General features: G+C 56.0%; 20 protein-coding genes. 13 read left to right on the top strand and 7 right to left on the bottom strand.

The features are described 5' to 3' along the window. The first annotated feature begins 80 nt into the window (after positions 1 to 80). From AC2FLE_RS16340 to AC2FLE_RS16325, 4 genes are read left to right on the top strand one after another with little or no spacing between them, the layout of a single operon-like run. Positions 81 to 1,205 (top strand): ABC transporter permease, encoded by a 1,125-nt coding sequence (locus AC2FLE_RS16340; RefSeq protein ID WP_496693778.1) that lies wholly within the window; start codon positions 81 to 83, stop codon positions 1,203 to 1,205. A 1-nt stretch (position 1,206) separates the two neighbouring features. Then, positions 1,207 to 2,022 (top strand): ABC transporter ATP-binding protein, encoded by an 816-nt coding sequence (locus AC2FLE_RS16335; protein ID WP_271949003.1) that lies wholly within the window; start codon positions 1,207 to 1,209, stop codon positions 2,020 to 2,022. Positions 2,023 to 2,027: 5 nt separating this feature from the next. Then, positions 2,028 to 3,344, top strand: coding sequence for an MlaD family protein (locus tag AC2FLE_RS16330; protein WP_142636429.1), 1,317 nt, complete (start codon positions 2,028 to 2,030; stop codon positions 3,342 to 3,344). Positions 3,345 to 3,358: 14 nt separating this feature from the next. Next, the gene (locus AC2FLE_RS16325; protein ID WP_246097221.1) at positions 3,359 to 3,991 is read left to right on the top strand and encodes an ABC-type transport auxiliary lipoprotein family protein; all 633 of its coding nucleotides are present in this window, start codon (positions 3,359 to 3,361) and stop codon (positions 3,989 to 3,991) included. Between the two features lie 19 nt (positions 3,992 to 4,010). On the opposite strand, the gene AC2FLE_RS16320 is transcribed toward AC2FLE_RS16325, so the two are convergent. The 3 genes from AC2FLE_RS16320 to AC2FLE_RS16310 all read right to left on the bottom strand — a co-directional run bounded on the left by AC2FLE_RS16320 (position 4,011) and on the right by AC2FLE_RS16310 (position 8,126). Continuing rightward, positions 4,011 to 5,948, bottom strand: a complete 1,938-nt coding sequence (locus AC2FLE_RS16320; protein WP_496698349.1) for a vWA domain-containing protein — start codon at positions 5,946 to 5,948, stop codon at positions 4,011 to 4,013. After that, the gene (locus AC2FLE_RS16315; RefSeq protein ID WP_496691551.1) at positions 5,945 to 6,484 is read right to left on the bottom strand and encodes an RNA polymerase sigma factor; all 540 of its coding nucleotides are present in this window, start codon (positions 6,482 to 6,484) and stop codon (positions 5,945 to 5,947) included. Before AC2FLE_RS16315 ends, AC2FLE_RS16320 begins: the two co-directional genes overlap by 4 nt. A 61-nt stretch (positions 6,485 to 6,545) precedes the next feature. Further along, positions 6,546 to 8,126, bottom strand: a complete 1,581-nt coding sequence (locus AC2FLE_RS16310; protein WP_496698347.1) for an FMN-binding glutamate synthase family protein — start codon at positions 8,124 to 8,126, stop codon at positions 6,546 to 6,548. A gap of 36 nt (positions 8,127 to 8,162) precedes the next feature. Between AC2FLE_RS16310 and AC2FLE_RS16305 the strand changes: the two genes are divergently transcribed. Then, on the top strand, positions 8,163 to 8,711 hold the full coding sequence (locus tag AC2FLE_RS16305; RefSeq protein WP_496698345.1) for a fluoride efflux transporter FluC: 549 nt from the start codon (positions 8,163 to 8,165) through the stop codon (positions 8,709 to 8,711). After that, positions 8,708 to 9,070: a fluoride efflux transporter FluC gene (locus AC2FLE_RS16300; RefSeq protein WP_496698343.1), complete on the top strand. Its 363-nt coding sequence runs from the start codon at positions 8,708 to 8,710 to the stop codon at positions 9,068 to 9,070. Before AC2FLE_RS16305 ends, AC2FLE_RS16300 begins: the two co-directional genes overlap by 4 nt. 16 nt (positions 9,071 to 9,086) lie before the next feature. On the opposite strand, the gene AC2FLE_RS16295 is transcribed toward AC2FLE_RS16300, so the two are convergent. The 4 genes from AC2FLE_RS16295 to AC2FLE_RS16280 are packed head-to-tail and all read right to left on the bottom strand — an operon-like array spanning position 9,087 to position 13,084. After that, positions 9,087 to 9,413, bottom strand: coding sequence for a cytochrome o ubiquinol oxidase subunit IV (locus AC2FLE_RS16295; RefSeq protein ID WP_142639820.1), 327 nt, complete (start codon positions 9,411 to 9,413; stop codon positions 9,087 to 9,089). Next, positions 9,406 to 10,038, bottom strand: coding sequence for a cytochrome c oxidase subunit 3 (locus AC2FLE_RS16290; RefSeq protein ID WP_496698341.1), 633 nt, complete (start codon positions 10,036 to 10,038; stop codon positions 9,406 to 9,408). Before AC2FLE_RS16290 ends, AC2FLE_RS16295 begins: the two co-directional genes overlap by 8 nt. Next, positions 10,035 to 12,125: a cbb3-type cytochrome c oxidase subunit I gene (locus AC2FLE_RS16285; protein ID WP_496698339.1), complete on the bottom strand. Its 2,091-nt coding sequence runs from the start codon at positions 12,123 to 12,125 to the stop codon at positions 10,035 to 10,037. The genes AC2FLE_RS16290 and AC2FLE_RS16285 overlap by 4 nt, the downstream gene beginning before the upstream one ends. Further along, positions 12,122 to 13,084: a cytochrome ubiquinol oxidase subunit II family protein gene (locus tag AC2FLE_RS16280; protein WP_496698338.1), complete on the bottom strand. Its 963-nt coding sequence runs from the start codon at positions 13,082 to 13,084 to the stop codon at positions 12,122 to 12,124. Before AC2FLE_RS16280 ends, AC2FLE_RS16285 begins: the two co-directional genes overlap by 4 nt. A 183-nt stretch (positions 13,085 to 13,267) precedes the next feature. On the opposite strand from AC2FLE_RS16280, the gene AC2FLE_RS16275 reads away from it, so the two are divergent. The 7 genes from AC2FLE_RS16275 (at position 13,268) to AC2FLE_RS16245 (ending at position 22,977) form a co-directional block, all read left to right on the top strand. Then, positions 13,268 to 14,503 (top strand): lytic murein transglycosylase, encoded by a 1,236-nt coding sequence (locus AC2FLE_RS16275; protein ID WP_142639828.1) that lies wholly within the window; start codon positions 13,268 to 13,270, stop codon positions 14,501 to 14,503. A 401-nt stretch (positions 14,504 to 14,904) separates the two neighbouring features. Next, positions 14,905 to 16,533: a peptide ABC transporter substrate-binding protein gene (locus AC2FLE_RS16270; RefSeq protein ID WP_142639830.1), complete on the top strand. Its 1,629-nt coding sequence runs from the start codon at positions 14,905 to 14,907 to the stop codon at positions 16,531 to 16,533. A 65-nt stretch (positions 16,534 to 16,598) separates the two neighbouring features. Next, the gene (gene oppB, locus AC2FLE_RS16265) at positions 16,599 to 17,522 is read left to right on the top strand and encodes an oligopeptide ABC transporter permease OppB (protein WP_142639832.1); all 924 of its coding nucleotides are present in this window, start codon (positions 16,599 to 16,601) and stop codon (positions 17,520 to 17,522) included. 10 nt (positions 17,523 to 17,532) lie between these two features. Further along, on the top strand, positions 17,533 to 18,462 hold the full coding sequence (locus AC2FLE_RS16260; protein ID WP_142639834.1) for an ABC transporter permease subunit: 930 nt from the start codon (positions 17,533 to 17,535) through the stop codon (positions 18,460 to 18,462). Position 18,463: 1 nt separating this feature from the next. Continuing rightward, on the top strand, positions 18,464 to 20,269 hold the full coding sequence (locus tag AC2FLE_RS16255; protein WP_496698335.1) for an ABC transporter ATP-binding protein: 1,806 nt from the start codon (positions 18,464 to 18,466) through the stop codon (positions 20,267 to 20,269). Between the two features lie 311 nt (positions 20,270 to 20,580). Then, the gene (gene galU, locus AC2FLE_RS16250) at positions 20,581 to 21,474 is read left to right on the top strand and encodes a UTP--glucose-1-phosphate uridylyltransferase GalU (protein WP_496698333.1); all 894 of its coding nucleotides are present in this window, start codon (positions 20,581 to 20,583) and stop codon (positions 21,472 to 21,474) included. 66 nt (positions 21,475 to 21,540) lie between these two features. Beyond that, a complete protein-coding gene (locus AC2FLE_RS16245) occupies positions 21,541 to 22,977 on the top strand; it encodes a mannose-1-phosphate guanylyltransferase/mannose-6-phosphate isomerase (protein WP_496698331.1) in 1,437 nt (478 codons plus the stop codon). Positions 22,978 to 23,099 lie beyond the last annotated feature (122 nt).

Raw genomic sequence — 23,099 nt, 5'->3', positions numbered from 1 at the left:
TTGCATCGCCTGATGGCTAAATACTTGAAGCGTGACAAAAACCCGTTGCAGCACCATGCAGATTCACATCAGATACCCCCATGACCCCGCCTACATTCACAACTGACCTGGATACGGATCAGGTTCACCTGCAGATATCGGGTGATCTTCACACCCAGTCTCTGGATATGGTTGAGCGTGAATTCGCGAATTTCCATCCCAACGGTGGAACGGTCACAGTTGATTTGACAGGCGTTAAGGCACTCGACACTGGCGGGGCTTGGCTGATTGCCGGCCTTGTCCGCAAGGTGAAGTCCAGCGGCGGGCAAGTAGAGCTGCACGGTGCAACCGCCGCGCATTCCGCGCTGATCGAAACGGTTTCCCGCAACATGCCGGACGAATCCGCCCCTGATCCCGGAAAGCCAGATTTTCTGGATTGGGTGGCACGTGTCGGCGAGCGTACAGTCGGTGGCTGGAAAGACAGCTTGTCGTTGCTTGAGTTTCTGGGCCTGACGCTACACCGGCTGGTCCGCACAATCTTGATGCCGCGGCGTCTGCGGCGGGCTGCGCTGGTATCGCAGATGGAAGAAACCGGTTTGAAAGCGATTCCGATCGTTGCCCTTATGGGTTTTCTGATCGGCGTTGTACTAGCATTTCAGGGGGCCACGCAGCTCAAGCAGTTCGGGGCCGAGATATTCGTGGTCGAATTGATCTCGATCTCTGTGCTGCGTGAGCTGGGCATTTTGTTGACGGCAATCATTGTTGCGGGTCGCTCGGGATCTGCCTTTACAGCTTCCATCGGCTCGATGAAGGTGCAAGAAGAAATAGATGCCATGCGGACGCTGGGCCTGGATCCGATCGAGGTTCTGGTCATTCCACGCGTTGTGGCGTTGCTGATCATGCTGCCAATCCTAGGGTTCATCGCCGATATCGCCGCCTTGATTGGCGGCGGACTTATGAGCTGGATCGACCTTGGGGTCAGCCCCGGAATGTTCGTGACCCGCCTCAAGGAAAACACCGGCATCTGGCAATTTGCCATCGGTATGATCAAGGCACCGTTCTTTGCGCTGGTCATCGGTATCATCGCCTGTTGGCAGGCCTTACAGGTCAAAGGATCGGCACAAAGTGTTGGGCAAAGAACCACCGCGTCCGTGGTCCAGGCGATCTTCTTGGTGATCGCGCTGGATGCCATGTTCTCGATCTTTTTCTCGGTACTGGGGGTCTGAAATGGACGGTGTAACCCGCGAACAGATGCCGATTGGCGACACCCAGCGCGAGGCGGTGATACGGGTCCGCAATCTGACCAACCGGTTCGGACCGCAGATCGTGCACCAGGATCTGAATTTGGATGTCTGGCGGGGCGAAGTACTGGGCATTGTCGGCGGCTCGGGCACGGGCAAATCCGTCTTGCTCCGCACCATCGTCGGCCTGAACAAACCGGCCGCTGGAAGCATCGAAGTTCTGGGCGTCGACGTCCTGAACGGCCCCGAACAAGAGAGGCGGCGCATCGAACGCCGCTGGGGCGTCGCCTTTCAGGACGGCGCGCTTTTCTCGTCGCTCACCGTGTTGCAGAATGTCGTAGCCCCCCTGCGCGAGCATACAGGAATAAGTGAAAGCCTTATGTCGGCGCTTGGCGGTCTGAAAATCAGCTTGGTCGGACTGCCGCAGCTGAGCTGTGGCAAATTCCCGTCTGAACTGTCGGGCGGGATGCGCAAACGTGCCGCTTTAGCGCGCGCGCTGGCGCTGGACCCTGAGATCGTATTTCTTGATGAACCAACGGCCGGTTTGGATCCCATCGGCGCCGCTGCTTATGACGACCTGATTGGCGAGCTTCAGCAAGCGCTGGGTCTGACTGTGTTTATGGTCACGCATGATCTGGATAGCCTTTATGCGATTTGCAACAGGATCGCAGTTCTTGCAGAAAAACGTGTTCTGGTTGATGGTCCGATTGAAGAGATGACCAAAGTCGATCATCCTTGGGTCCAAGAATATTTCACCGGCCCCCGGGCGCGCGCAGCACAAAAAAAGGGTCAGGACAGGTAACACCCATGGAAACCCGAGCAAATTATATCCTGATCGGTGCATTCACCCTGGCTGGAATACTGGGTGCGTTTGGCTTTTTTCTATGGCTGGCCAAATTCGAGGTTTCCCGGCAATACGCCTATTACAATGTACTGTTCGACAATGTTTCCGGCCTGTCTGCGGCAGGTGGCGTCAGTTACAACGGACTGCCAGTCGGGCAGGTAATCTCCCTTAACTTGGATGACGAGCACCCATCCAAAGTGCGCGTCCGCATTGAAGTAGACGCAAGTATCCCGGTGACCGAGGATACCGTCGCCCAGTTACAATCGCTTGGGGTCACCGGGGTCAGCTATGTGGAACTGACCGGAGGTTCGGCATCGGCCAAACGACTAGAGCAGGACAGCCTTATCAAAAGCAAACGCAGCACCATCCAGTCCTTGTTCGAAGGTGCCCCTAAACTGTTGGAAAAGGCGATTACGCTGATCGAGGATATCGACAAGGTGGTGGATGACAAGAACCGCCAGCAGGTATCTCAGATTCTGGAGAACGTATCTTCGGCCACCGGAAGGCTGGACAAAACCCTTGCAGATTTCGAAAACTTGTCCTCAGATTTGGGTGGCGCAGCTAAAGAAATTTCAGCCTTCTCAAAACGCCTCGAAAAATTGGCAGACACCGCAGAAACAACGCTGGAAGCCGGAACAAATACATTAAATAGCCTGAAAACCGCATCCGACACAGCTGTATCGGCCCTAGACAGCGCAAAAGATACTTTTGACGCAGCAGATCGCATCATGCAGCAGGATCTGCAGCCCTTCATCGAACGGGCCTCGACCCTGGCAGACCACCTTACGGTCCTGACCGAAGATGGGCGCGTCGCGCTGGCCACGGTTTCCGAGACTTTCGTGAACGCAAACAAAACGCTCGGCTCCGTCACTGGTACGATGGAAACAGCAAAGGGCACTTTGACCTCAGCTGAACGCGCATTTGACTCGGCCAATGAGGTGATCAACAAAGATATCGGCGTCGTCATGGATGATGTCCGCAATGCCGCCAACCAAGTGGCGTCCACGGTGACGAAAGTGACAGACAGGCTTGATGATATTTCAGCCGATATCCTCAGCGCGTCCAAATCGGCCTCGGAACTTTTGGGAACCATCGACGGCATCGTTCAGGACAATCGCCGTCAACTGTCCGATTTCATGCGGGTTGGCCTGCCACAATTCACGCGTTTCATAGAAGAATCCCAACGACTGGTGATCAGCCTCGATCGTCTGGTGGACAAAGTTGAACGCGACCCCGCCCGTTTCCTTCTTGGGACCCAAGCATCGGAGTATCGTCAATGATCAGGCATTTGATAATGACCGCAGTTTTGGCGTCTTTGGGGGCGTGTACTGGACTGGAAACGCTGCGGCAGGCCTCAGAACCCAATGATCTCTATCTGCTGACACCCAAAAGCACGTTTTCTTCTTCGCTGCCACGCATCCAGAAACAGATCGTGGTCCAAGAGCCAACCGCGACTGCCGCGGTAAATACCGATCAAATTGCAGTTCAGCCGACACCTTTGCAGGTTCAATATCTGCCGCGTGCCAGATGGGTGGATCGTGCGCCGCTGATCGTCCAGGCGCTTTTGGTCGAAAGCTATGAAAACAGTGGACGGGTATCCGCCGTGGGTCGTTCGACCGTGGGGCTTCGTCCGGATTATGTGATTGTTCCCGATCTACGCGAGTTTCAGGGCATTGTCGTTAACCAGGATGGTGAAAGCTCGACCGTACGCGTCGAAGTTCGCATGAATATCAAGATCGTGGACGAGTTCGACGACAAAATCATCGCTTCGAATTCGTTCCAAGAGAACGTAATTGCCAAAAGTAACCAGACCGAAGATCTGGTTACTGCCTTTGACGTTGCTCTGGGGAAAACCATGCGGGATGCTGTCGAATGGAGCATTCGTAGAATTAGTACCCATACAGCCAACAACCCTAGGTCATTCTAGTTTCTCCCAAGCCCGGACCTTACTCAGCCAGCGTCTGGGCCAGACGCATCAAGGTGACAGCTTCAGCCCGATATCCGAAAAAATCCTCACCTCGGGACAGCGTGGCCAGATCAATGGCATCCGCATAGGACCAGCCGCCAAGATATTCTCCGCCCCGGAGCAACTGACCAAATCCTGCAATCGCATAGGAAAAGCGGAAGTCATCCGTGACTGTCCCTTGTCCGGGTAAGATAGGCTGCTCCATCAGATTGCTTTGATCTTCACCAGGAAGCTTGTAACGCATTTTGAAGAAGCCAATTTCCGCTGAATCTTCCGATATGGATTGTTCAGCATACCGCAACGGGCCGTTTCTGATCGCATCGGAACCAACTGGCGTGACCTCGTAGATTGCCGTTACGGTGTGACCTGCTCCAATATCACCAGCATCCACTTTGTCATTTGAAAAGTCCTCGCGCTGCAGGGATCGGGTTTCATAACCGATCAGTCGGTATTCAGCGATCTGTGACGGGTTGAACTCGACCTGGATTTTGACGTCGTTGGCGATGGGAAAAAGCGCCCCGGTAAGTTGATCGACCAATATTTTTTGCGCCTCAACCAGCGTATCGATATATGCCGCCTGCCCGTTTCCGTTCTGGGCCAGAGCCTGCATGGTGGCATCGTCCAGATTGCCTCGGCCAAAACCCAGAACGCTTAGGAATGTACCACTGTCGCGCTTGCGGGCGATAAAATCCTTCAGGGCATCAGGGTCTGACAGACCCACATTGAAATCGCCGTCGGTGGCCAGAATTACGCGGGTCACCTCACCGTCCGCAGCCATACCTTCTGCCACTTGATAGGCTTGCTGCAACCCGGCCTGCCCTGCTGTCGAGCCACCGGCTTCGAGCCTGTCGAGGGCTGAGAGTATGGTCGTCTTTTCGGCTGCCGCGGTCGGTGGCAAAACCTGCCCGGCACTTCCCGCATAGGTGACGATCGAAACCTGATCTTCCGGACTGAGTTCAGACAGCATCAACCTGAAAGACTGTTTCAGCAGCGGCAATTTGTTAGCATCCTGCATTGAGCCCGATGTGTCGATCAGGAAAACCAGGTTCAATGGAGGACGGTCTTCGATCTGGGGCATGACCCCTTGGATGCCGACATGAACAAGCTGCGTCCCCTCATTCCAAGGCGTCGGTGTCACGGTGATCGTAGAACGGAACGGTTCCGCCCCATCAGGCGCCGGGTAGGAATAGGGGAAATAGTTCACCATCTCTTCAACCCGCACCGCATCCTTGGGCGGCAGATGGCCATTCATCAAAGACGACCGAACAATGGCGTAAGAGGCGGTATCTACATCAATCGAAAAAGTCGAAACCGGTTCGTCCGTCGTGATCTTCAGCGAGTTGCTGTCCGCGTTGGCGAAAGTTTCGGTATTCTGTTCCGGCGCGGGAACAGTCTCATGTTGAAGGTCAAGTTTCCCGACCGCCGATGCCGGCGCGCGCTGTAAAAGGTCCGCAGCCCCCAGCTGCGCAACGGCCCCCTGCCTCTTGGCGGAAGGTTCGATTGTTTCTTCAATCACAACAGGCGCCTCAACAACTGGTTCTTCGAGATTGGCCTCGGGCATATCCGCCACCAATAGGTCAGACTCCTGCCGTGCGTCGGCGCGGTCCTCGGACCAGGGCAGTGGCGCAACAACCTCGTCGCGCGTCTGCGGCAAGATCACAATCAGAGCCACAGCAGCAACTGCGGTGGTAGCGGTCAGGACACCGCGATAAGAGAGGGCATTCAACATGGCTTTCGCTCCTTCTGTCAGGCGGGCTATGAGGCCGCGCTTGACAGTGGGACGTCGCGCAGAGGTCGATCCTTGGATATTATCGAATTTTTTTTGCGCCTGGCTCAGATTTTCAATCCGTCGCGACGCATCCGGGGTCGGCGTGGCGGCGTCCATCAGCATCTTCAGCTTGTCCAGTTCATCGGTCATTGTGCCAGTTCCTCTTGCCGCAAGGCGCGCAGCCGTTTGCGGATATCTGACATCCTCCAGGACACTGTCCCTTCGGAAACACCCAGCACCTCTGCAGCTTCTGCATGAGTCATCTCATCCTCGAGGGTCAGGGCCAGAGTGTCTTGCAAGTCCTGTGGCAGGGACCGCATGGCCCGTTGCAACCAATCGACAGCCTCGGCCGTTTCCTGCACCTCGGCCCGGCGCATCTGCTCTACATCCCCCCAGCCGTGGGCCGCCTTTGTGTGACGGGTCGCGCGACGGCGTGCATCCTCGGCTGCATTGACAACAACACGGTACAACCATGTCGTAAACCGGGCTTCGGCACGAAAACCTACGATCTTTGACGGCAAGGCGGCGCATATATCCTGCGTCAGATCTTCGGCCTGATCCGCGCGTCCTGTCAGTCGAAAAGCCAACCGAAAGACCCTGTCGTAGTGGCGTGCCAATAGCGTGGCAAACGCATCAGCGTCCCCTGCAGCAGCGGCCTTTGCCAGATTCTCATCCGATGTTTTCATGCGCATCACAATGGGTAAGACGAACCAAAAACATCAATCCTTGGCAATGCACACAAAAAAATCAGAAATGATCCGCCGATGCGCGATTCCAGTCCTCTGCATATTCATCCGGAAGCGGAGCCTTCAGCAAAGCGCCTTCTTCAAGATGCAAATAGAGTTCAGCATAAGAGCGATCTCTTTCATCTGCAGTACGCCGAAGGATGTCCGAAGGGTGAAGTTCGGAGACCTTTTCCTTGCCCATGGCGCCCAGCAGCTCGCGAAAGCTCTCTAAAGTCGCGTCGTGATAGCGATGTACCCGTTGTCTTTTTTGCGGAACATTCACAGCGCGGCCTCGGACCGGATCCTGTGTGGCCACGCCGGACGGGCATCGGTTTGTGTTGCAGTGAAGCGCCTGAATGCATCCCACTGCAAACATCATTGCCCTTGCCGCATTACACATATCGGCCCCAAGCGCGCATTTCTCGATGATGTCATAGCCTGTGGCGACTTTGCCCGAGCAAATTATGCGGATCTTATCGCGCAAACCCACACCGCGCAGACAGTTATTCACGAAAATCAACGCCTCGTTCAAAGGCATGCCCAACCGGTTGGTGAATTCTACAGGGGCCGCGCCCGTGCCGCCTTCGGCACCATCAATGGTGATAAAATCAGGCAGGATGCCTGTTTCCAGCATGGCTTTGCATATCGCTAAGAACTCGGACGGACGACCAATGCACAACTTAAACCCAATAGGTTTGCCACCCGACATCTCGCGCAGATTTTGAACGAAATTCATCAAGCCGGTAGGTCCGTCAAATGCGGAATGAATTGGCGGAGAGATCACGTCCTGATGCAGGGGAACACCGCGTATCTGCGCAATCTCTTCATCCACCTTGGCCGCAGGCAACACCCCCCCGTGCGAGGGCTTGGCCCCTTGCGACAGCTTGATTTCAATCGCCTTGACGACCTCGTTCCTGGCTCTTTCGGTGAATTTGTCTTTGTCGAACCCGCCATCCGGTGCGCGGCATCCGAAATACCCAGTGCCAATCTGCCAGATGATATCCCCACCTTCGGCCAGATGGTGCGGCGACAGACCACCCTCACCCGTATTATGCGCAAAACCTCCATCCTTTGCCCCACCATTCAACGCTCGGATTGCATTGGCGCTGAGGGCACCAAAGCTCATCGCTGAAACGTTCAGGCGCGAGGCACTATAGGGTTGGGAACATTGCGGCCCGCCCAACATCACCCGTTCTTCGCTTTCCGGCACATGTTTGGGCGCAAGCGAGTGATTGGCCCTGTGATATCCAACGGTTTGGATGTCGTATTGGGTTCCAAATGCCTGGGTATCAACCTGCCCTTTGGCACGGGAATAAACCAGACTGCGAATGATGCGATTATAGGGACGGCCGTTTTCGTTGGTTTCAACAAAATATTGCCGTATCTCTGGGCTGACGAATTCCAGCATATACCGGAAATGTCCCAGAACCGGGTAGTTATTAAGTACGTTATGCCTGGTGGTCAGTAAATCATAGAGACCGGTCACCGCATATGGGATCAGGACAATAAGGAACCAATGAGCCGGTGGCCAGAAAAACCCAGCCAAAACTGTCAATGGCAGACACACAAGGCTCAATACGTAATAGAGTCTGCGTACAATCATTCGTGCTCTCCCAATATGGCGGTTCCCTGTGTCAACGTGAAACAAATTCGCGATTATACGCAAGCCTTTACGCCCGAAATCACGCAAATGGTTGAACTTGTGATCCGCCAAGTGCGGTTGATCCCGGTCGCACCAATCGGTATCCCCGATAACAGACTAACGCGGGTGGGATCAGCAGCTGTGAAAAAATCGCAAACAGCATGGGCCACGGCTCTCATGTTCTGTGCCGTTTTCGCGGGTGGCGCGACTGGGTCACTGGTCAGAGAAGCGTTGTCGCTCGGGATCTCGGGTCTGCCGATCCTAACCGAGACCTTTGGCATCAATATAGCCGCATGCTTTGTGCTTGGCTGGTTATACGCCATCCGGCACCGGGTGCATGCCCACGTCCTGCATCTGGGCGCGGTTGGGTTTTGTGGCGGGTTATCTACGTTTTCCTCATTTGTCGCGGAATTGGAACGTCTGGCAGAGGTCAGTTTCGGGCTTGCCCTAACCGCAGCGGGTTTGGAAATTGTGGCGGGTCTTTTTGCGGCGATTTTGGGTGAAACCGCCGGGCGTCGCTTTTCAACACCGAGGTCGTCAGAGTGAGCGATCTCTATCTGCATGCAATGTTTGGTTTAGGCGGCGGTCTGGGCGCGGTTCTGCGGCACTGGATCGCCATTCGAATTCGCCATGACCTGCCCGTTGCAACGCTGATCGTGAACGTCTTTGGCAGTCTGTTGCTTGGGCTTTGGGTCGGGTATCTGGGTGGACCGACGGGCGTCAGCCAGGAGGAACAGCGCCTGGTGTTCGGCTTTTGTGGCGGCTTCACCACTTTCTCCAGCTTTGCCTACCAGTCCCTGGAACTGCGGCGCGAACGCACAATCGCTACGGCAGCGGGCAATATCGCGCTGAGCCTTTTGCTGTGTTGGGGCGCGCTGTGGCTTGGGCTGATGGCTATGCGCTGATCCGGTGCAGCCGGACCTACATCGGATAGGTATGCATCCGCACCGCCAGATTCCCCATTATCCAGACCGTCCCAACAATGATGATCAATAGAACCATCGTGGAAAACAGGACTAGGTCCAAGTCCTCGCGGCTGCTGCGTCGACGGTCGATATGCAGGAAATACACCAGTTGAACAATCAACTGCGCCAGCCCCAACAAACCGATCGACAAATAAACGCCCTTGGTCTCGATCCCGAACGTATAGGCAATTGTAAAGACCGCCAGTGTCAGCAGCAGCGATCCGCCATAGCCAATCACATATCGGCGGCGTTCACGTCGGTGCATTTCGCTGCGCCTATCCATAGGTCAGCCCTCCGAAATAGACGATCGTGATTATGCCGATCCAGATGAGGTCGAGAAAATGCCAGAACAAGGCCAGACGAACCACCCGTGACATCAGAGCGTCGGTTAGACCAAACACACGCAGCTGAATACCCAGAACGATCAACCACAGACACCCCGCAGCGACATGCAGCCCGTGCAGCGGGACTAGCCCGTAAAACGCTGACAGAAACCCGCTGCGCTGTGGAATGCCACCCTTTTCCGCCATAGCCAGAAAGTCACGTATCTCAAGTACCAGAAAGCTGAGGCCCAGAACCAGAGTTACCGCGAACCAAAGCACGATACGGGGCCGTGGCAGGTTGTATTTCAACGCCAGCATCGCAAGGCCCACTGTAAGGCTGCTGGTCAACAGGATCAGGGTCTGGGCAAAAATGCTGGTCAGGTCGAACAGCTCATGCGGACCGGGCCCACCCGCCTGCGCGTCGATCATGGTGATATAGATCGCGAACATGAGGCCGAAATAGACCAGATCGCTCATCAGAAAGACCCAGAACCCAAAGGTGACCACTTCGCTGGCCTTGTCGGCACCCGGATGCCGTCGGCCCAAGTTTAGGCCCGGATAGCTGTGTGTCGGCGCGCGTTTCATGTAGTGGCCTCCAGATCGGGACGGGCAAGGCCGCGGTTCTCGGGCGCGTATTCATGATCTCGATTGACCGGAACCGATGCGCGCACGAGATCAAGCCAGGCTTCATGCTCTTTGCGGACCTGCTCGGCCGGAATAACCTCTTCGGTGTCGGATCTGAAAGTCCAGGCGATGAAGGCCGCCAACATCGCTGCGGTCGTCGCAATAGCCAGCCACCAGATCCACCAGACCAGTGCAAACATCCAGATACCGCTGAGAACGCACAGACCGAACCCGATCGCCGTATTGCGTGGCATGAGGATATCTTCATAGGCATCAAGGGACGGATAGGCGTTGCCGCGCTCTTTTGCGGCGGCAAAATCATCCCGGTCGGTCACATGCGGAATGATTGCAAAGTTATACGGAGGCGGCGGTGCCGGAATTGACCATTCCAGCGTGCGCCCATCCCAAGGGTCGCCAACCGGCACGCGGGTTTTTTCCCGGTCTCGAATACTGACCCACAGCTGGACAATGATCGACAGAAGCGCTGCGAGAATGACCATAGACCCAAGCACGGCGACGATCATATAGGGGTGAAAGCTGGGATCTTCCCAACTGTAAGATCGACGCGGCATCCCCATCAGGCCGACAAAATAAAGCGGCAGGAAGGTCAACATAAACCCAATGGTCCACAACGCGACAGATATCCGTCCCCAGCCTTCATTCAGGCGGAAGCCAAAGGCTTTGGGGAACCAATAGTTGTATCCCGCAAGCAGGCCAAACAGGACGCCAGGCAGCAGCACATTGTGAAAATGCGCGACCAGGAACAGGGTGTTATGCACCTGATAGTCGATGGTCGGATTGGCCAGGATGACGCCCGACAGCCCTCCGATCACGAACAGCATCAGGAAAGACAACCCATAAAGCATCGGGACCGAGAACCGGATACGCCCGCGAAACAGCGTGGCCATCCAATCATAGACTTTCACGCCAGTCGGTATGGCGATCAGCATCGTGGCAATCCCAAACACCGCATTGATCAGCGCGCTTTGGCCCATGGTGAAAAAGTGGTGCAGCCAGACCGTGAAGGACAGCACCGCAATCGACATCGTTGCAATCACCAAGGAGTTGTACCCGTACAGGCGCTTGGCCGAGAAGGTCGCAAAAACCTCGGAATAGATACCATAGGCGGGCAGGACCAACAGATAGACCTCGGGATGTCCGAACAGCCAGAACAGGTTGGCATAGTTCATCATGTTGCCGCCAAGGTCATTGGTGAAAAAGTGGAAATCCAAGTACCGGTCTGCGGCCAGCATCAGCGCCGCAACACCCAGCGGCGGCATGGCAAAGACAATCAGGATCGAGCTGCAGATGATCGTCCAGCAATACATCGGCAACCGCATGAACTGCATCCCCGGCGCGCGCAGTTTGTAGATCGTGACGGCAAAGTTGATCCCTGTCAGCGTCGTTCCGATCCCCGACACAACGATGGCCCAAATCCAGTAATCCGGCCCAACGCCGGGATTAAAGGCCGCTCCGGTAAAGGGCGGGTAGGCCGTCCAGCCCCCGGTCGAGAACTCTCCGACCACCAGGGAAACCATCAGCATCATGCCCGAGGACACGGTCAGGCCTAGGCTGATCTGGTTCATCACCGGGAATGCCACGTCGCGGGCGCCAATCATCAGCGGGATCAGGAAATTGGCGGCGCCGAACACAAACGGAACGGCCACAAAGAAGATCATGATCGTGCCATGGGTACTGAAAAGCTCGGCGAAATGCTCGGCTTCCAGAAAGCCTTCGCCCGGCCCTGCGGCTTGCTGGGCGCGCATGACAACGCCTTCCAGAACCCCCCGCGCCAGCATCACGATGGCAAAGACGATATACATGATGCCGATCTTCTTGTGGTCGGCGCTGGTCAGCCAGTCACGCCACAGCGGCCCCCACAGACGAAACCATGTCAGCAGCCCCACAACGGCAATGACGCCCACAATCACGATCCCAGCGGCAGCATTTGCCACGATCTCATTTGCGTTGGGCGACTGGATCAACCCGGTGATCGGAAAAGCATCCCAGTTTAGACGGCCGAAAAAACCAGTCTCGACATTGGTCATTGTGTTTTCTCCTGACCATATTCGGCAGTGCCCGGTTGCTGATCGGCAGGCAAGGGTGTGGCCCCGTGATAGCGGTGCAGGATCGACTGAAACAGATCACCATCGGCTAGCGTGAAATACAGCGCATCAGTCGGCATCTGATCATTGCCCAACATGGCCTGCACCTCGTCCCGGTCCGTTCGCATGGCAAGCGTTCGGTATGTTTCAGCGCTCAACGGAACCCCGTTTGCCCGGACATTCTCGGCCCAGTCATTGAACTCCTGAGACGCCATGGCAATGGCTTTGAATTTCTGTTTGGTAAAGCCACGTCCGTTATACTGCGTATTTTCGCCCTGCATTGTTTCGGGCCTATCGGCGACAAGGTGCAATTTGGTCGTCATCCCCGGCATGGCATAGATTTGCCCGGCCAGTGCCGGGATCATAAAGGACTGCATCACCGTATCTGTTGTCAGTGTGACAGCCACCTGTTGGTTGACCGGGAGCCCCATCTCACCGACGCTGGCGATGCCAAGATCGGGGTAGATGAACAGCCACTTCCAGTCGAGACCAACAACCTGCACTTTCAGCGCCGGTTCTTCTCCGAATGAGGTCTCGTAAGGGTCCAGCCGGTGGGTGGCTTTCCACAAATAGAATGAAAGGATGGCCACAATAACAACCGGGATACCCCACATGAGAAACTCCAACCGGGCGGAAAAATCCCATTCCGGTCGATAGTCTGCCTGCCCCTCCTTTCGCCTTCGATACCGTATGGCAATCAAAGGCACCAGGATCAGAACCGGAACAACTGCGACCAGTATCAGAACAGTTGCCCGTAAAAGGTGGCTTTTCTGAAGGGCGGCGACAGGTCCCTGAGGGTCCAAGAAATTGTTGCTGGCTTCGGCAACCGGCACAAAGCCAAGACCTGCGATGGCGGCAGACAGGACAACCAAGGATGCAAAAGACGGTCTGGAATATGTCACGCCTGTTCATCCTCATTTCAAAATTGATTGGGACAACTATCGGCAGAGTCCTGAATTTTCACAAGGATTTTTACGCAGCTCTGCCTGTTTCCCGAGATTTGATCTTGCCACCCTGATCACAGCGGCAGAAACGCCATTCTGGTAGGTTGACTTAAAGTAGATCGCAGGTGAGATCATAGGACAATGCGTTGGTTAATCCTTACTCTTGGACTTTGCTACCTGTCGACAAGTGCGACAGCACAGGATCGTGCGGCGATCGAGGCTCAATTTCAGTCATGGCTGAAACACACGGTCTGGGCGCGGGCGAAATCCGAGGGTATTTCAAAGCGCACGATGAACAGGGCCTTCAACGGCGTCACGCTGAACTGGAAACTGCCAGATCTGGTGCCTCCGGGCACGGCAAAAGCAGTTCCCAAACAGCAAAAACAGGCCGAGTTCGGATCACCGGGCCGCTATTTCAACGCTGGTTCGGTTCAGGGGGCCACCTCTGTCGGGCGCAAGATGGCCCGGCGCTATAGCGCAACGCTAAGCCAGGTGGAATCCGATACCGGCGTCCCTGCGCGCATCATTCTGGCGATCTGGGGCCGCGAAAGCGGATATGGGCAGGTGGCTATCCGGCATAATGCATTTCAGGTTCTGGGCACCAAAGGTTTCATGAGCACCCGCTCAGAATATTTCACGTCAGAGCTTATCGCCGCGCTCAAGATTGCCGAGGCTGGCCACATACCGCCGGATCAAATGAAAAGCAGTTGGGCCGGTGCGCTTGGGCAACCGCAGTTCATGCCATCGAACTACCTGACTTATGCGGCCGATGGAAATGGCGACGGGCGCGCGGATATCTGGACCTCGGCCGAAGACACAATTTCATCGATCGGAAACTACCTCGACCAACATGGCTGGGTCTCGGGTCGTGATTGGGGGTTCGAAGTAACTGTCCCGTCTTCGGTTTCCTGCACCCTTGAAGGGCCGGATCAAGGCCGTCCTATTCGCGACTGGGCCGGGTTGGGGATCACCCGTGTATCTGGCAAGCCGTTTCCAAAACAAGAAATGCAGGGACAAGGGTTTTTGATGATGCCCGCCGGGCGCAATGGCCCGGCCTTCATTGTCACCCCCAATTTTTATGTCCTGAAGGAATACAACAAAAGCGATCTCTACGCCCTGTTCGTCGGCCATGTTGGGGATAGGATAGAATATGGCGTCCAGGATTTCCGCGGCCGGTGGGACAAAGTCGGCGGTCTTTACCGATCGGATATAGCAGCCATGCAGCGCGCATTGGAACAGATGGGCCATGACGTCGGCGGCGCTGACGGCCTGCCGGGCTTTCGAACACGCCGCTCTATCGGGCGCTGGCAAGAGGCCACCAATCAGTCCGCCACATGCTTTCCTCAGACCCATATGGTCCGGGCACTGACCCAATAGCGATTCGCGCCAATTTTTGGAAAGCCGCAAAAGCGGACCTTGCGTCAACGCTCAACCGCTTACTCAAGAGCTTCACAAAAATGTCAAGAAACCATCGCGTATCATTATAATATTTCCGTTCTCCCGTGGAATTTTTTAGATTTCGGCCGCACCTGGCCATTTTGCACGCAAAGGCTTTAACCTTTTTTGAAATAGTGCCACGTTCTGCATCAGTGAAAGGCGACTTTCGCAACTACGTTTCCGACAGCAAACCGAAAGACTGCGACGCGGTGTTCATTGCGATCTGAAAAAGCAAAATTCGAACAAGTCCCGGTCTATCTGAGTCGGACAATCATGGTGGTCAGCGACCATCCTGAACGGATGTGCGTACCTTGCCACCACACAAATGGGAGTAGAAAGATATGAACAAATACATTCGGACATCTCTGGCGGGGTTACTGACCTCGACCATGATCACCGGCGCTGCATTTGCCGCCGGCACCCATCCCGAAACCGGCGAGGCGCTGGCGGATGATCAAACCTTCACCTATCGCGTTCTGGATGAGCACAGTTCGGTTGACCCGCAGGTTGTTGAAGACGTTACCGGCGCGGAAATTGTCCGCGACCTGTTCGAAGGCCTGATGAACCAAGACGAAGACGGCAATTTGGTGCCCGGTGTCGCAACCGGCTATACCACAAACGATACCAAGGACGTTTACACATTTACACTGCGTGATAACGCCAAATGGTCCAATGGTGATCCGGTCACGGCAGGCGATTTCGTCTTTGCATGGAAACGTGCCGTCGATCCCGCTCTGTCCTCGCCTTATGCGTGGTTCATGGAGCTGATGTCGATCGAAAATGCGGCCGAAATCATTGCTGGTGAGAAGCCGGTGGACGAACTGGGCGTAACTGCCATCGACGACCACACACTTGAGGTCAAGCTGAGCGCAGCACTGCCTTATTTCGCGCAAATGACCACCCATTCCACCACCTTCCCTGCCCCGCAGAAGGTGATCGAAGAGTTCGGCGACGCCTGGACTAAGCCGGAAAACATCGTCTCGAACGGCGCCTATGTTCTGACCGAACACCTGCCACAGGAACGCTCGGTCCGTGAGCGCAACGAGATGTATTGGGATAACGACAATACGATTGTCGAAAAAGTCGTGGCCCTTGTCATCAACGACGAAAACGTAGCCCTGACCCGTTACCTCGCAGGCGAGCTGGACCGCACTGAAGTACCTGCTGGTCAGTTCCCGCGCCTACAGAAAGAGCACCCCGAAGAGGCCATCAGCTTCCCGCGCCTGTGCAACTATTACTATACATTCAACCTGTCTGACAGCGGACCGGAAGAATTCAAGAACCCAAATGTACGTCAAGCCCTGTCTCTTGCAGTTGACCGCGACATCATCACCAAGAACGTCAAAGCCGGTGGTGAGCCGCCCGCATATACGTTCGCACCCGAAGCAACCGCTGGGTTCACCGTCCCTGAAGTCGAAATGGCTTCGATGACGCAAGCCGAGCGTGACGAGCTGGCCAAGGAGCTGCTGGCCGAGGCCGGATTTGGCCCCGACAACCCGCTGAGCTTTGACATGGTCTACAACACATCAGAGGCCCATAAGAAAGTCGCAGTGGCACTGAGCCAGATGTGGAAACAGAAACTGGGCGTACAGGTCGAGTTGGCCAATATGGAATGGAAAGTGTTCTTGGAAGAGCGCGGCAACCAGAACTTCGATCTGGCCCGTGGCGCCTGGTGTGGCGACTATAACGAAGCCTCGACCTTCCTGGACCTGTTGCAGTCGGATTCCGGCTATAACGACGGCAAGTACAACAACTCCAAGGTTGACGAATTGCTGACCCAGGCCAAGACAGCAGATGACGCAGCACCACTGTATACCGAGGTTGAGCGGATCATTGCACAAGAGACCCCGGTTATCCCGATCTATCACTATGCTGGCGTCTACATGATGGACAGCGATGTCGGCAACTGGCCGGTCAAGAACGTAGAGCAGAACTGGTACTCCAAGAACCTCTACAAGATCGCCGAATAACCTTCCTTAGACCACGCTTTGCCCCGAGGATCACCCCGGGGCAAAGCCAATAATGGGGGCATGAAATGCTTGCCTATATCATCCGGCGATTGCTGATCGCCGTTCCAACGATCCTGTTGCTGATCGTTGCCTGTTTTTTTCTGATGCACTACGCGCCCGGCGGGCCGTTTACCTCGGAACGGCCATTGCCGCCGCAGGTACTGGCCAATATTGAGGCGCGCTATGGTCTGGACCAACCGCTGTGGAAACAGCTTTGGGACTATCTGTACAACATTGTCGTGCATTTCGATTTCGGCCCGTCCTTCAAGTTCAAGGACCGGGACGTCAATGATATCATTTCGCAAGGCTTCCCGATCTCGCTGACTTATGGGTCATTGTCATTCCTGCTGGCAAGTGTCGTAGGTATTGGCCTTGGGATCGCCGCAGCCATCCGACACAACAGCTGGATCGACTATTTTGCTGTAGGTCTGGGGATCGCTGCGCAGGCGCTGCCGAACTTCATCATGGGCCCGATCCTGATCCTGACCTTCACTTTGTGGCTGGGATGGTTGCCGGGTGGTGGCTGGAACGGCGGTCAGTGGCAATACCTGATCATGCCTGTCATCGCATTGGCCACATCCTATATGGGGTCGATCGCGCGGATTACCCGCTCGTCGATGCTGGAAGTTCTGAACTCGAACTTTATCCGCACGGCCCGGGCCAAGGGTTTGCCTACCAGGACCGTAATCTGGCGCCATGCGTTGAAGCCCACGCTGCTGCCGGTGGTGTCCTATCTGGGGCCGGTCTTTGTCTATGTTCTGACCGGATCGGTTTTCGTCGACATCTATTTCTCGACCGGTGGTCTGGGGCAGGCCTATGTCGGCTCGGCCCTGTCGCGCGATTATGCAGTGCTGCTGGGGGTCACCATCCTGTACGGCACGCTGACTGTCATCGTGAACCTGCTGACCGACCTGGCTTATGCCTGGTTCGATCCGAAAATCCGGTACTGAGGGGCACAAAATGCTAGGAAAATCACAAAAAGCCGCCCATCTGGCCGAGGATATCACCGATTTCACGGCCGTTCAGGGGCGTTCCCTCTGGCAGGATGCGCGGATGCGGTTTGTCCGCAACAAAGCCGCAATGGCGAGCGTATTCATCTTGCTGATGATCGTTCTGTTCACAATCTTCGGCCCATATTTCGCCGTTTGGAGCAATGAGGAAATCGACTGGAACGTGATGGGTGACATCCGTGGCATGGGAATGCCGTCGATCGAGACCGGGCACTTCTTTGGCGTCGACGATCTGGGGCGCGACCTTTACAGCCGGGTCATTCAGGCCACAACAACATCGTTGTTGGTGGGGCTCGTCGGGGCGGCCACCGCGTTGATTGTTGGCACCTGCTATGGCATCGCCGCCGGGTATATTGGCGGGCGCCTTGACGGCGCGATGATGCGGTTCGTCGATATCCTTCTGGCCATTCCGACAACTCTGATCATCATTCTGTTGCTTGTAGTGGCCGGTCGGTCGTTCTTTACCCTGTTCATCGCATTGGGCGCAGTTGGTTGGCTGACCATGTCACGGATCGTCAGAGGGCAGACTCTGGCCCTGAAAAACCGCGAATTCATCGAGGCCGCGCGTGCCGCCGGTGTCAGCGAATTCACCATCATGTATCGCCATATCCTGCCTAACCTGCTGGGCGTGGTAATCGTCTATGCTTCGCTTCTGGTGCCCGAGATGATCCTGACCGAAAGCTTTATCTCGTTCCTCGGACTTGGCATCTCGGAGCCCTATACCTCGCTAGGCCGTCTGATCGCTGAAGGGGCAGGCACAATGGGGTACGGAACCCTCTGGCAGCTGATGTTCCCTCTGACATTCTATGTCGCCATTATCATCACGATGTTCTTCATCGGCGATGGGCTGCGTGACGCTCTGGACCCAAAGGATCGCTGATATGAGCTTGTTCTCTGTTAAGGACCTAAGCGTCCAGTTCGACACCCCCGATGGTGTGGTCGAGGCCGTCAAAGGCATCAGCTTCGACATTAATCCGGGCGAATGCCTTGGTATTGTGGGCGAAAGCGGGTCCGGTAAAAGCCAGACTTTCATGGCCGCAATGGGGCTGTTGCCTTCAGCGGGTCGTGCAATCGGTTCGGCCACGCTGAACGGCAAGGAAATCCTGAATCTGCCGATCAACAAGCTGAACCAGGTCCGGGGCGATGACGTCGGCATGATCTTTCAGGATCCGCTGACCGCCCTGACCCCGCATCTGCGGGTCGGGCAGCAAATGCGTGAGGTTCTGCAGGTTCACGAAGGGTTGCAGGGTTCGGCCGCTCGGGCGCGCTGTCTGGAGTGGTTGGATCGGGTCCGCATCCCCGAGGCAAACCGTCGTCTGGATCAATACCCGCACGAATTGTCGGGGGGCATGCGCCAACGTGTCATGATCGCCATGTCGATGTTGTGCAGCCCAAAGCTGCTGATCGCCGATGAACCGACCACGGCGCTGGATGTGACGGTCCAGGCCGACATTCTGGACTTGATGGTGCACCTGCAAAAAGACGAAGGCACTGCCATTGCACTGATCACGCATGACATGGGCGTGGTGGCACGGATGTGTGACCGCATTCAGGTCATGCGTCTGGGTCAGTTTGTTGAGGCCGGGGAAACACGCGAGATCTTCCGAGCGCCGCAGCATGAATACACCCGCACCCTGCTTGAAGCGATGCCGCGCATTGATGCCGGTGACGCGCCAAAAGCACTGGAAGAAACCGACGCACCTTTGCTTAGGGTCGATGACGTGAAAGTGCATTTCCCTATCCACGTATCGGGCGGGTTGTTCGGGCGCAAGGTACCACTGAAAGCTGTGGACGGCGTCAGCTTTGACATCCGTAAGGGCGAGACGCTGGGCGTTGTGGGTGAATCCGGCTGTGGCAAATCCACACTGGCGCGGGCGGTTCTGCAGCTGATCGAACCCAGCGGTGGCAATGTCAGCTGGCTGGGCCATCCGATTGTCGGGCTAAAGCGGGCCGAGCTGAACAAGTACCGCAAGGACCTGCAGATTGTGTTCCAGGATCCGTTGGCCAGCCTCGATCCGCGGATGACTATCTCGGCCTCTATCGCTGAACCGCTGAAAACCTATCGCCCGGATCTGACAGAGCGTGAGCGCAAGAAAATGGTCGGCGAAATGATGGAGCGGGTCGGCCTGCAGGCCAACATGATCAACCGCTATCCGCACGAGCTGTCCGGTGGGCAGAACCAGCGGGTCGGGATCGCGCGGGCGATGATCAACAAGCCCAAGCTGATCATTTGTGACGAGGCGGTCTCGGCTCTGGACGTGTCGATCCAGGCCCAGATCGTAGAGCTTTTGAAAGAGCTGCAGCAGGAATTCGGGCTGTCTATGATTTTCATCAGCCACGACCTGTCCGTGGTACGGACAGTGTCAAACCGGATCATGGTACTGTATCTGGGGCGCATCGTCGAATTGGGAGATGGAGAGATGATCTGTTCGCAGCCTCTACACCCCTATACCAAATCGCTGATCTCGGCCGTCCCGATCCCCGATCCGGATGTGGAACGGCAACGCCAGCGCCTCAAATTGCCGGGCGAGCTGCCTTCGCCGATGGACCCGAAAGCGGCGCTCAGGTTCTTGCCCAGCCGGCTATCGGCCGGTCAGAACGATTATGTTCCACAGCTCAACGAGGTCGCACCAAACCATTTCGTGGCCGAGCATGACCCGCTTGAGACAATACTGGCGAACACATAAATCCCCTGTCCCCGAGGCCGCATGAACAGCCTCGGGGACAGGTTCGGCTTTGCACGACTTCATGACGATTCTTGGCGTATTCTTGCCAATGAATGGACGAAGGGCCGGATTGTACAACAAAACACCGGTAAATGACGGGTTTCAAAGGCATCAAACGGCGGTTCGTTTTGACTTCCCCTACCCCCGGTGGCACCTTCCTGTCAGATTTTAGACTGCGGCCGCGATGTCATTGATTGTTCTGACTGCGCAGCCTAATAGGAAACCCCGGCCTGCCCTACGCGGTCGGGCAAGAATTGAATTTGAGAGGTAACATGGTACGCAAGGTCACCAAGGCGATTTTCCCCGTTGCGGGATTGGGCACGCGTTTTCTCCCAGCGACAAAATCCGTCCCCAAAGAGATCATGACACTGGTTGACCGTCCTTTGGTTCAATACGCAATCGACGAAGCCCGCGCCGCAGGTATTACCGAATTCATCTTTGTAACTTCGCGTGGCAAATCTGCGCTGGAAGATTACTTTGATCACAACCTCGTTCTGGAACAAGAGCTCAAGGCCAAGGGCAAGGATGACCTGCTTGAAGCGCTGAATGCAACGAATATGGAAAGCGGCGCCATCGCCTACATCCGCCAGCACAAGGCGCTTGGTCTTGGCCACGCAGTCTGGTGTGCCCGCCGTCTGATCGGCGACGAGCCATTTGCAGTAATGTTGCCTGATGACGTCATTGCTGCTGATAAACCCTGTCTGCAGCAGATGGTCGAAGCCTATGAGGAAACCGGCGGCAATATGGTCGCAACGATGGAAGTGCCAAACGAAAAAACCAGTTCCTATGGCGTTCTGGACGTCGGCGAAAACGTCGGCTCAGTGGTTCGTGCCAGAGGAATGGTTGAAAAGCCCAAGCCGGAAGAAGCCCCCTCGAACCTAGCCGTTATCGGTCGGTATATTCTGGGGCCGTCAGTGCTGTACAATCTCAACCAAAAGAAAACGGGCAGTGGCGGTGAGATTCAGCTGACCGATGCGATTGCCGAAGACATTCGCAACGGCGTGCCTGTGTTTGGCTATAAATTCGACGGTCAGCGGTTTGATTGCGGCTCGAAAGCCGGGTTCCTTCAGGCAACTGTTGCCTTTGCGTTGGCCCGTAGTGATCTGCGTGATGACCTGAGCCAGTATCTGAACGAGATAGCCGCCGCCGGGAAGGCCGCTCAATAGCGCTCGCAACCTTCTGCATGTCGTTTCAAAAGTGACAAAGTCCAAGAACCTTCGAGGCAAGCCGCAATGACCACCATCCATCCCATCATACTCTGCGGAGGGTCCGGCACCCGACTGTGGCCCCTGTCGCGCAAAAGTTACCCCAAGCAGTTCGTCCCTCTGATCGGTGATTCAAGCCTGCTTCAGGATTGTGCTGAACGAATGCAGGGACCCAAGGACGCGCCTTATGCCAAGCCGCTGATCCTTACCAATGATGCATTCCGTTTTGTGGTTCCGGAACAACTGGGCGCGATTGGCATAGATCCTGGCCCCATTCTGATCGAACCCGAAGGGCGCAACACAGCACCGGCGGTTCTGGCCGCCGCGTTGTATCTGGCCGCCAGCAACCCGGATGCGATCATGCTTGTCGCCCCATCGGACCATGTCATCCCGGACAAAGCTGCGTTTCATCAGGCAGTTACCGAAGGCGCGCGCGCGATTTCGGATCGTGGGGATCTCGTCACTTTCGGGATCACTCCGGACCGGCCGGAAACCGGCTATGGATATCTCAAGCTCAGCCATGCCCCAGATACGGGCAACACCGCCATTGCGCTGGACCGTTTTGTCGAAAAGCCTGATCTGCCGAATGCCCAAGCCATGATCGCCGATGGCAGCTATCTTTGGAATTCGGGGATATTTCTGTTCGCGGTCAAAGACATAATCGCTGCATTCAAAGAACATGCGCCCGCACTGCTGGATCCGGTCGGCAAGGCCGTCCGTGAGGCAAAGACCGACCTCGGGTTTCTGCGCCTCGACCCCCAAGCCTGGGGCGCTGTCGAGGATATCTCGATCGACTATGCGGTCATGGAGAAAGCCCGCAATCTGAGCGTCGTGCCCTATGCGTCGGGCTGGTCGGATGTCGGCAGCTGGTCGGCAGTTCAAGAGCTGAGCAATCCAGACGCCGATGGGGTTGCCACCACGGGCCAGGTTACCACCATTGACTGCCGGAACGTATTGGTGCGTTCAGAAACCCCCACGCAAGAAGTTGTTGCGATGGGTCTGGAAAACATGATTGCGGTCGCCATGCCCGATGCGGTTTTGGTGGCCAGCATGGACAAGGCTCAGGACGTCAAACAGGCGGTTGCGGCCCTGAAGGCCAAAGGCGCCAAACAAGCGGAATCGCTGCCGGTCGATCATCGCCCTTGGGGCTGGTTCGAAAGCCTGGTCATCGGGGATCGGTTCCAGGTCAAACGCATACACGTTCACCCCGGCGCCTCACTAAGCCTGCAATCCCATCACCACCGGTCTGAACACTGGATCGTTGTACAGGGCACGGCAAAAGTTACGATCGACGAAGATGTGCGCCTGATCTCTGAAAACCAGTCTGTCTACATCCCGCTCGGTGCCGTTCATCGGATGGAGAATCCGGGCAAGGTGCCGATGGTTCTGATCGAGGTCCAGACCGGGTCTTATCTGGGTGAGGACGACATCATCCGGTACGAGGATGTGTACGCCCGCAGCTAACCCTTCACGGTGATTGGTAAACTTAAGGGCAGCTTCGGCTGCCCTTTTTCGTTGAATCCTGACCTTTGGCTACGCCCCATGGAATCCTCCAAACGTTAGCAAATGATTATTCGAACGTTCGG

It is taken from the genome of Ruegeria sp. CDSA077 (assembly GCF_059612265.1).
The sequence above is the reverse complement of the archived record's forward strand: the minus strand, read 5'-3'. Positions and strand labels throughout refer to the sequence as shown.

Coding starts and splice junctions, on each gene's coding strand:
- AC2FLE_RS16245 (WP_496698331.1), top strand. CDS start 21,541: ATGACCACCATCCATCCCATCATACTCTGCGGAGGGTCCGGCACCCGA.
- oppB (WP_142639832.1), top strand. CDS start 16,599: ATGCTTGCCTATATCATCCGGCGATTGCTGATCGCCGTTCCAACGATC.
- AC2FLE_RS16270 (WP_142639830.1), top strand. CDS start 14,905: ATGAACAAATACATTCGGACATCTCTGGCGGGGTTACTGACCTCGACC.
- AC2FLE_RS16260 (WP_142639834.1), top strand. CDS start 17,533: ATGCTAGGAAAATCACAAAAAGCCGCCCATCTGGCCGAGGATATCACC.
- AC2FLE_RS16320 (WP_496698349.1), bottom strand. CDS start 5,948: ATGACCGATGAACTGGACAAGCTGAAGATGCTGATGGACGCCGCCACG.
- AC2FLE_RS16275 (WP_142639828.1), top strand. CDS start 13,268: ATGCGTTGGTTAATCCTTACTCTTGGACTTTGCTACCTGTCGACAAGT.
- AC2FLE_RS16295 (WP_142639820.1), bottom strand. CDS start 9,413: ATGGATAGGCGCAGCGAAATGCACCGACGTGAACGCCGCCGATATGTG.
- AC2FLE_RS16325 (WP_246097221.1), top strand. CDS start 3,359: ATGACCGCAGTTTTGGCGTCTTTGGGGGCGTGTACTGGACTGGAAACG.
- AC2FLE_RS16290 (WP_496698341.1), bottom strand. CDS start 10,038: ATGAAACGCGCGCCGACACACAGCTATCCGGGCCTAAACTTGGGCCGA.
- galU (WP_496698333.1), top strand. CDS start 20,581: ATGGTACGCAAGGTCACCAAGGCGATTTTCCCCGTTGCGGGATTGGGC.
- AC2FLE_RS16255 (WP_496698335.1), top strand. CDS start 18,464: ATGAGCTTGTTCTCTGTTAAGGACCTAAGCGTCCAGTTCGACACCCCC.
- AC2FLE_RS16285 (WP_496698339.1), bottom strand. CDS start 12,125: ATGACCAATGTCGAGACTGGTTTTTTCGGCCGTCTAAACTGGGATGCT.
- AC2FLE_RS16310 (WP_496698347.1), bottom strand. CDS start 8,126: ATGATTGTACGCAGACTCTATTACGTATTGAGCCTTGTGTGTCTGCCA.
- AC2FLE_RS16315 (WP_496691551.1), bottom strand. CDS start 6,484: ATGAAAACATCGGATGAGAATCTGGCAAAGGCCGCTGCTGCAGGGGAC.
- AC2FLE_RS16335 (WP_271949003.1), top strand. CDS start 1,207: ATGGACGGTGTAACCCGCGAACAGATGCCGATTGGCGACACCCAGCGC.
- AC2FLE_RS16340 (WP_496693778.1), top strand. CDS start 81: ATGACCCCGCCTACATTCACAACTGACCTGGATACGGATCAGGTTCAC.
- AC2FLE_RS16330 (WP_142636429.1), top strand. CDS start 2,028: ATGGAAACCCGAGCAAATTATATCCTGATCGGTGCATTCACCCTGGCT.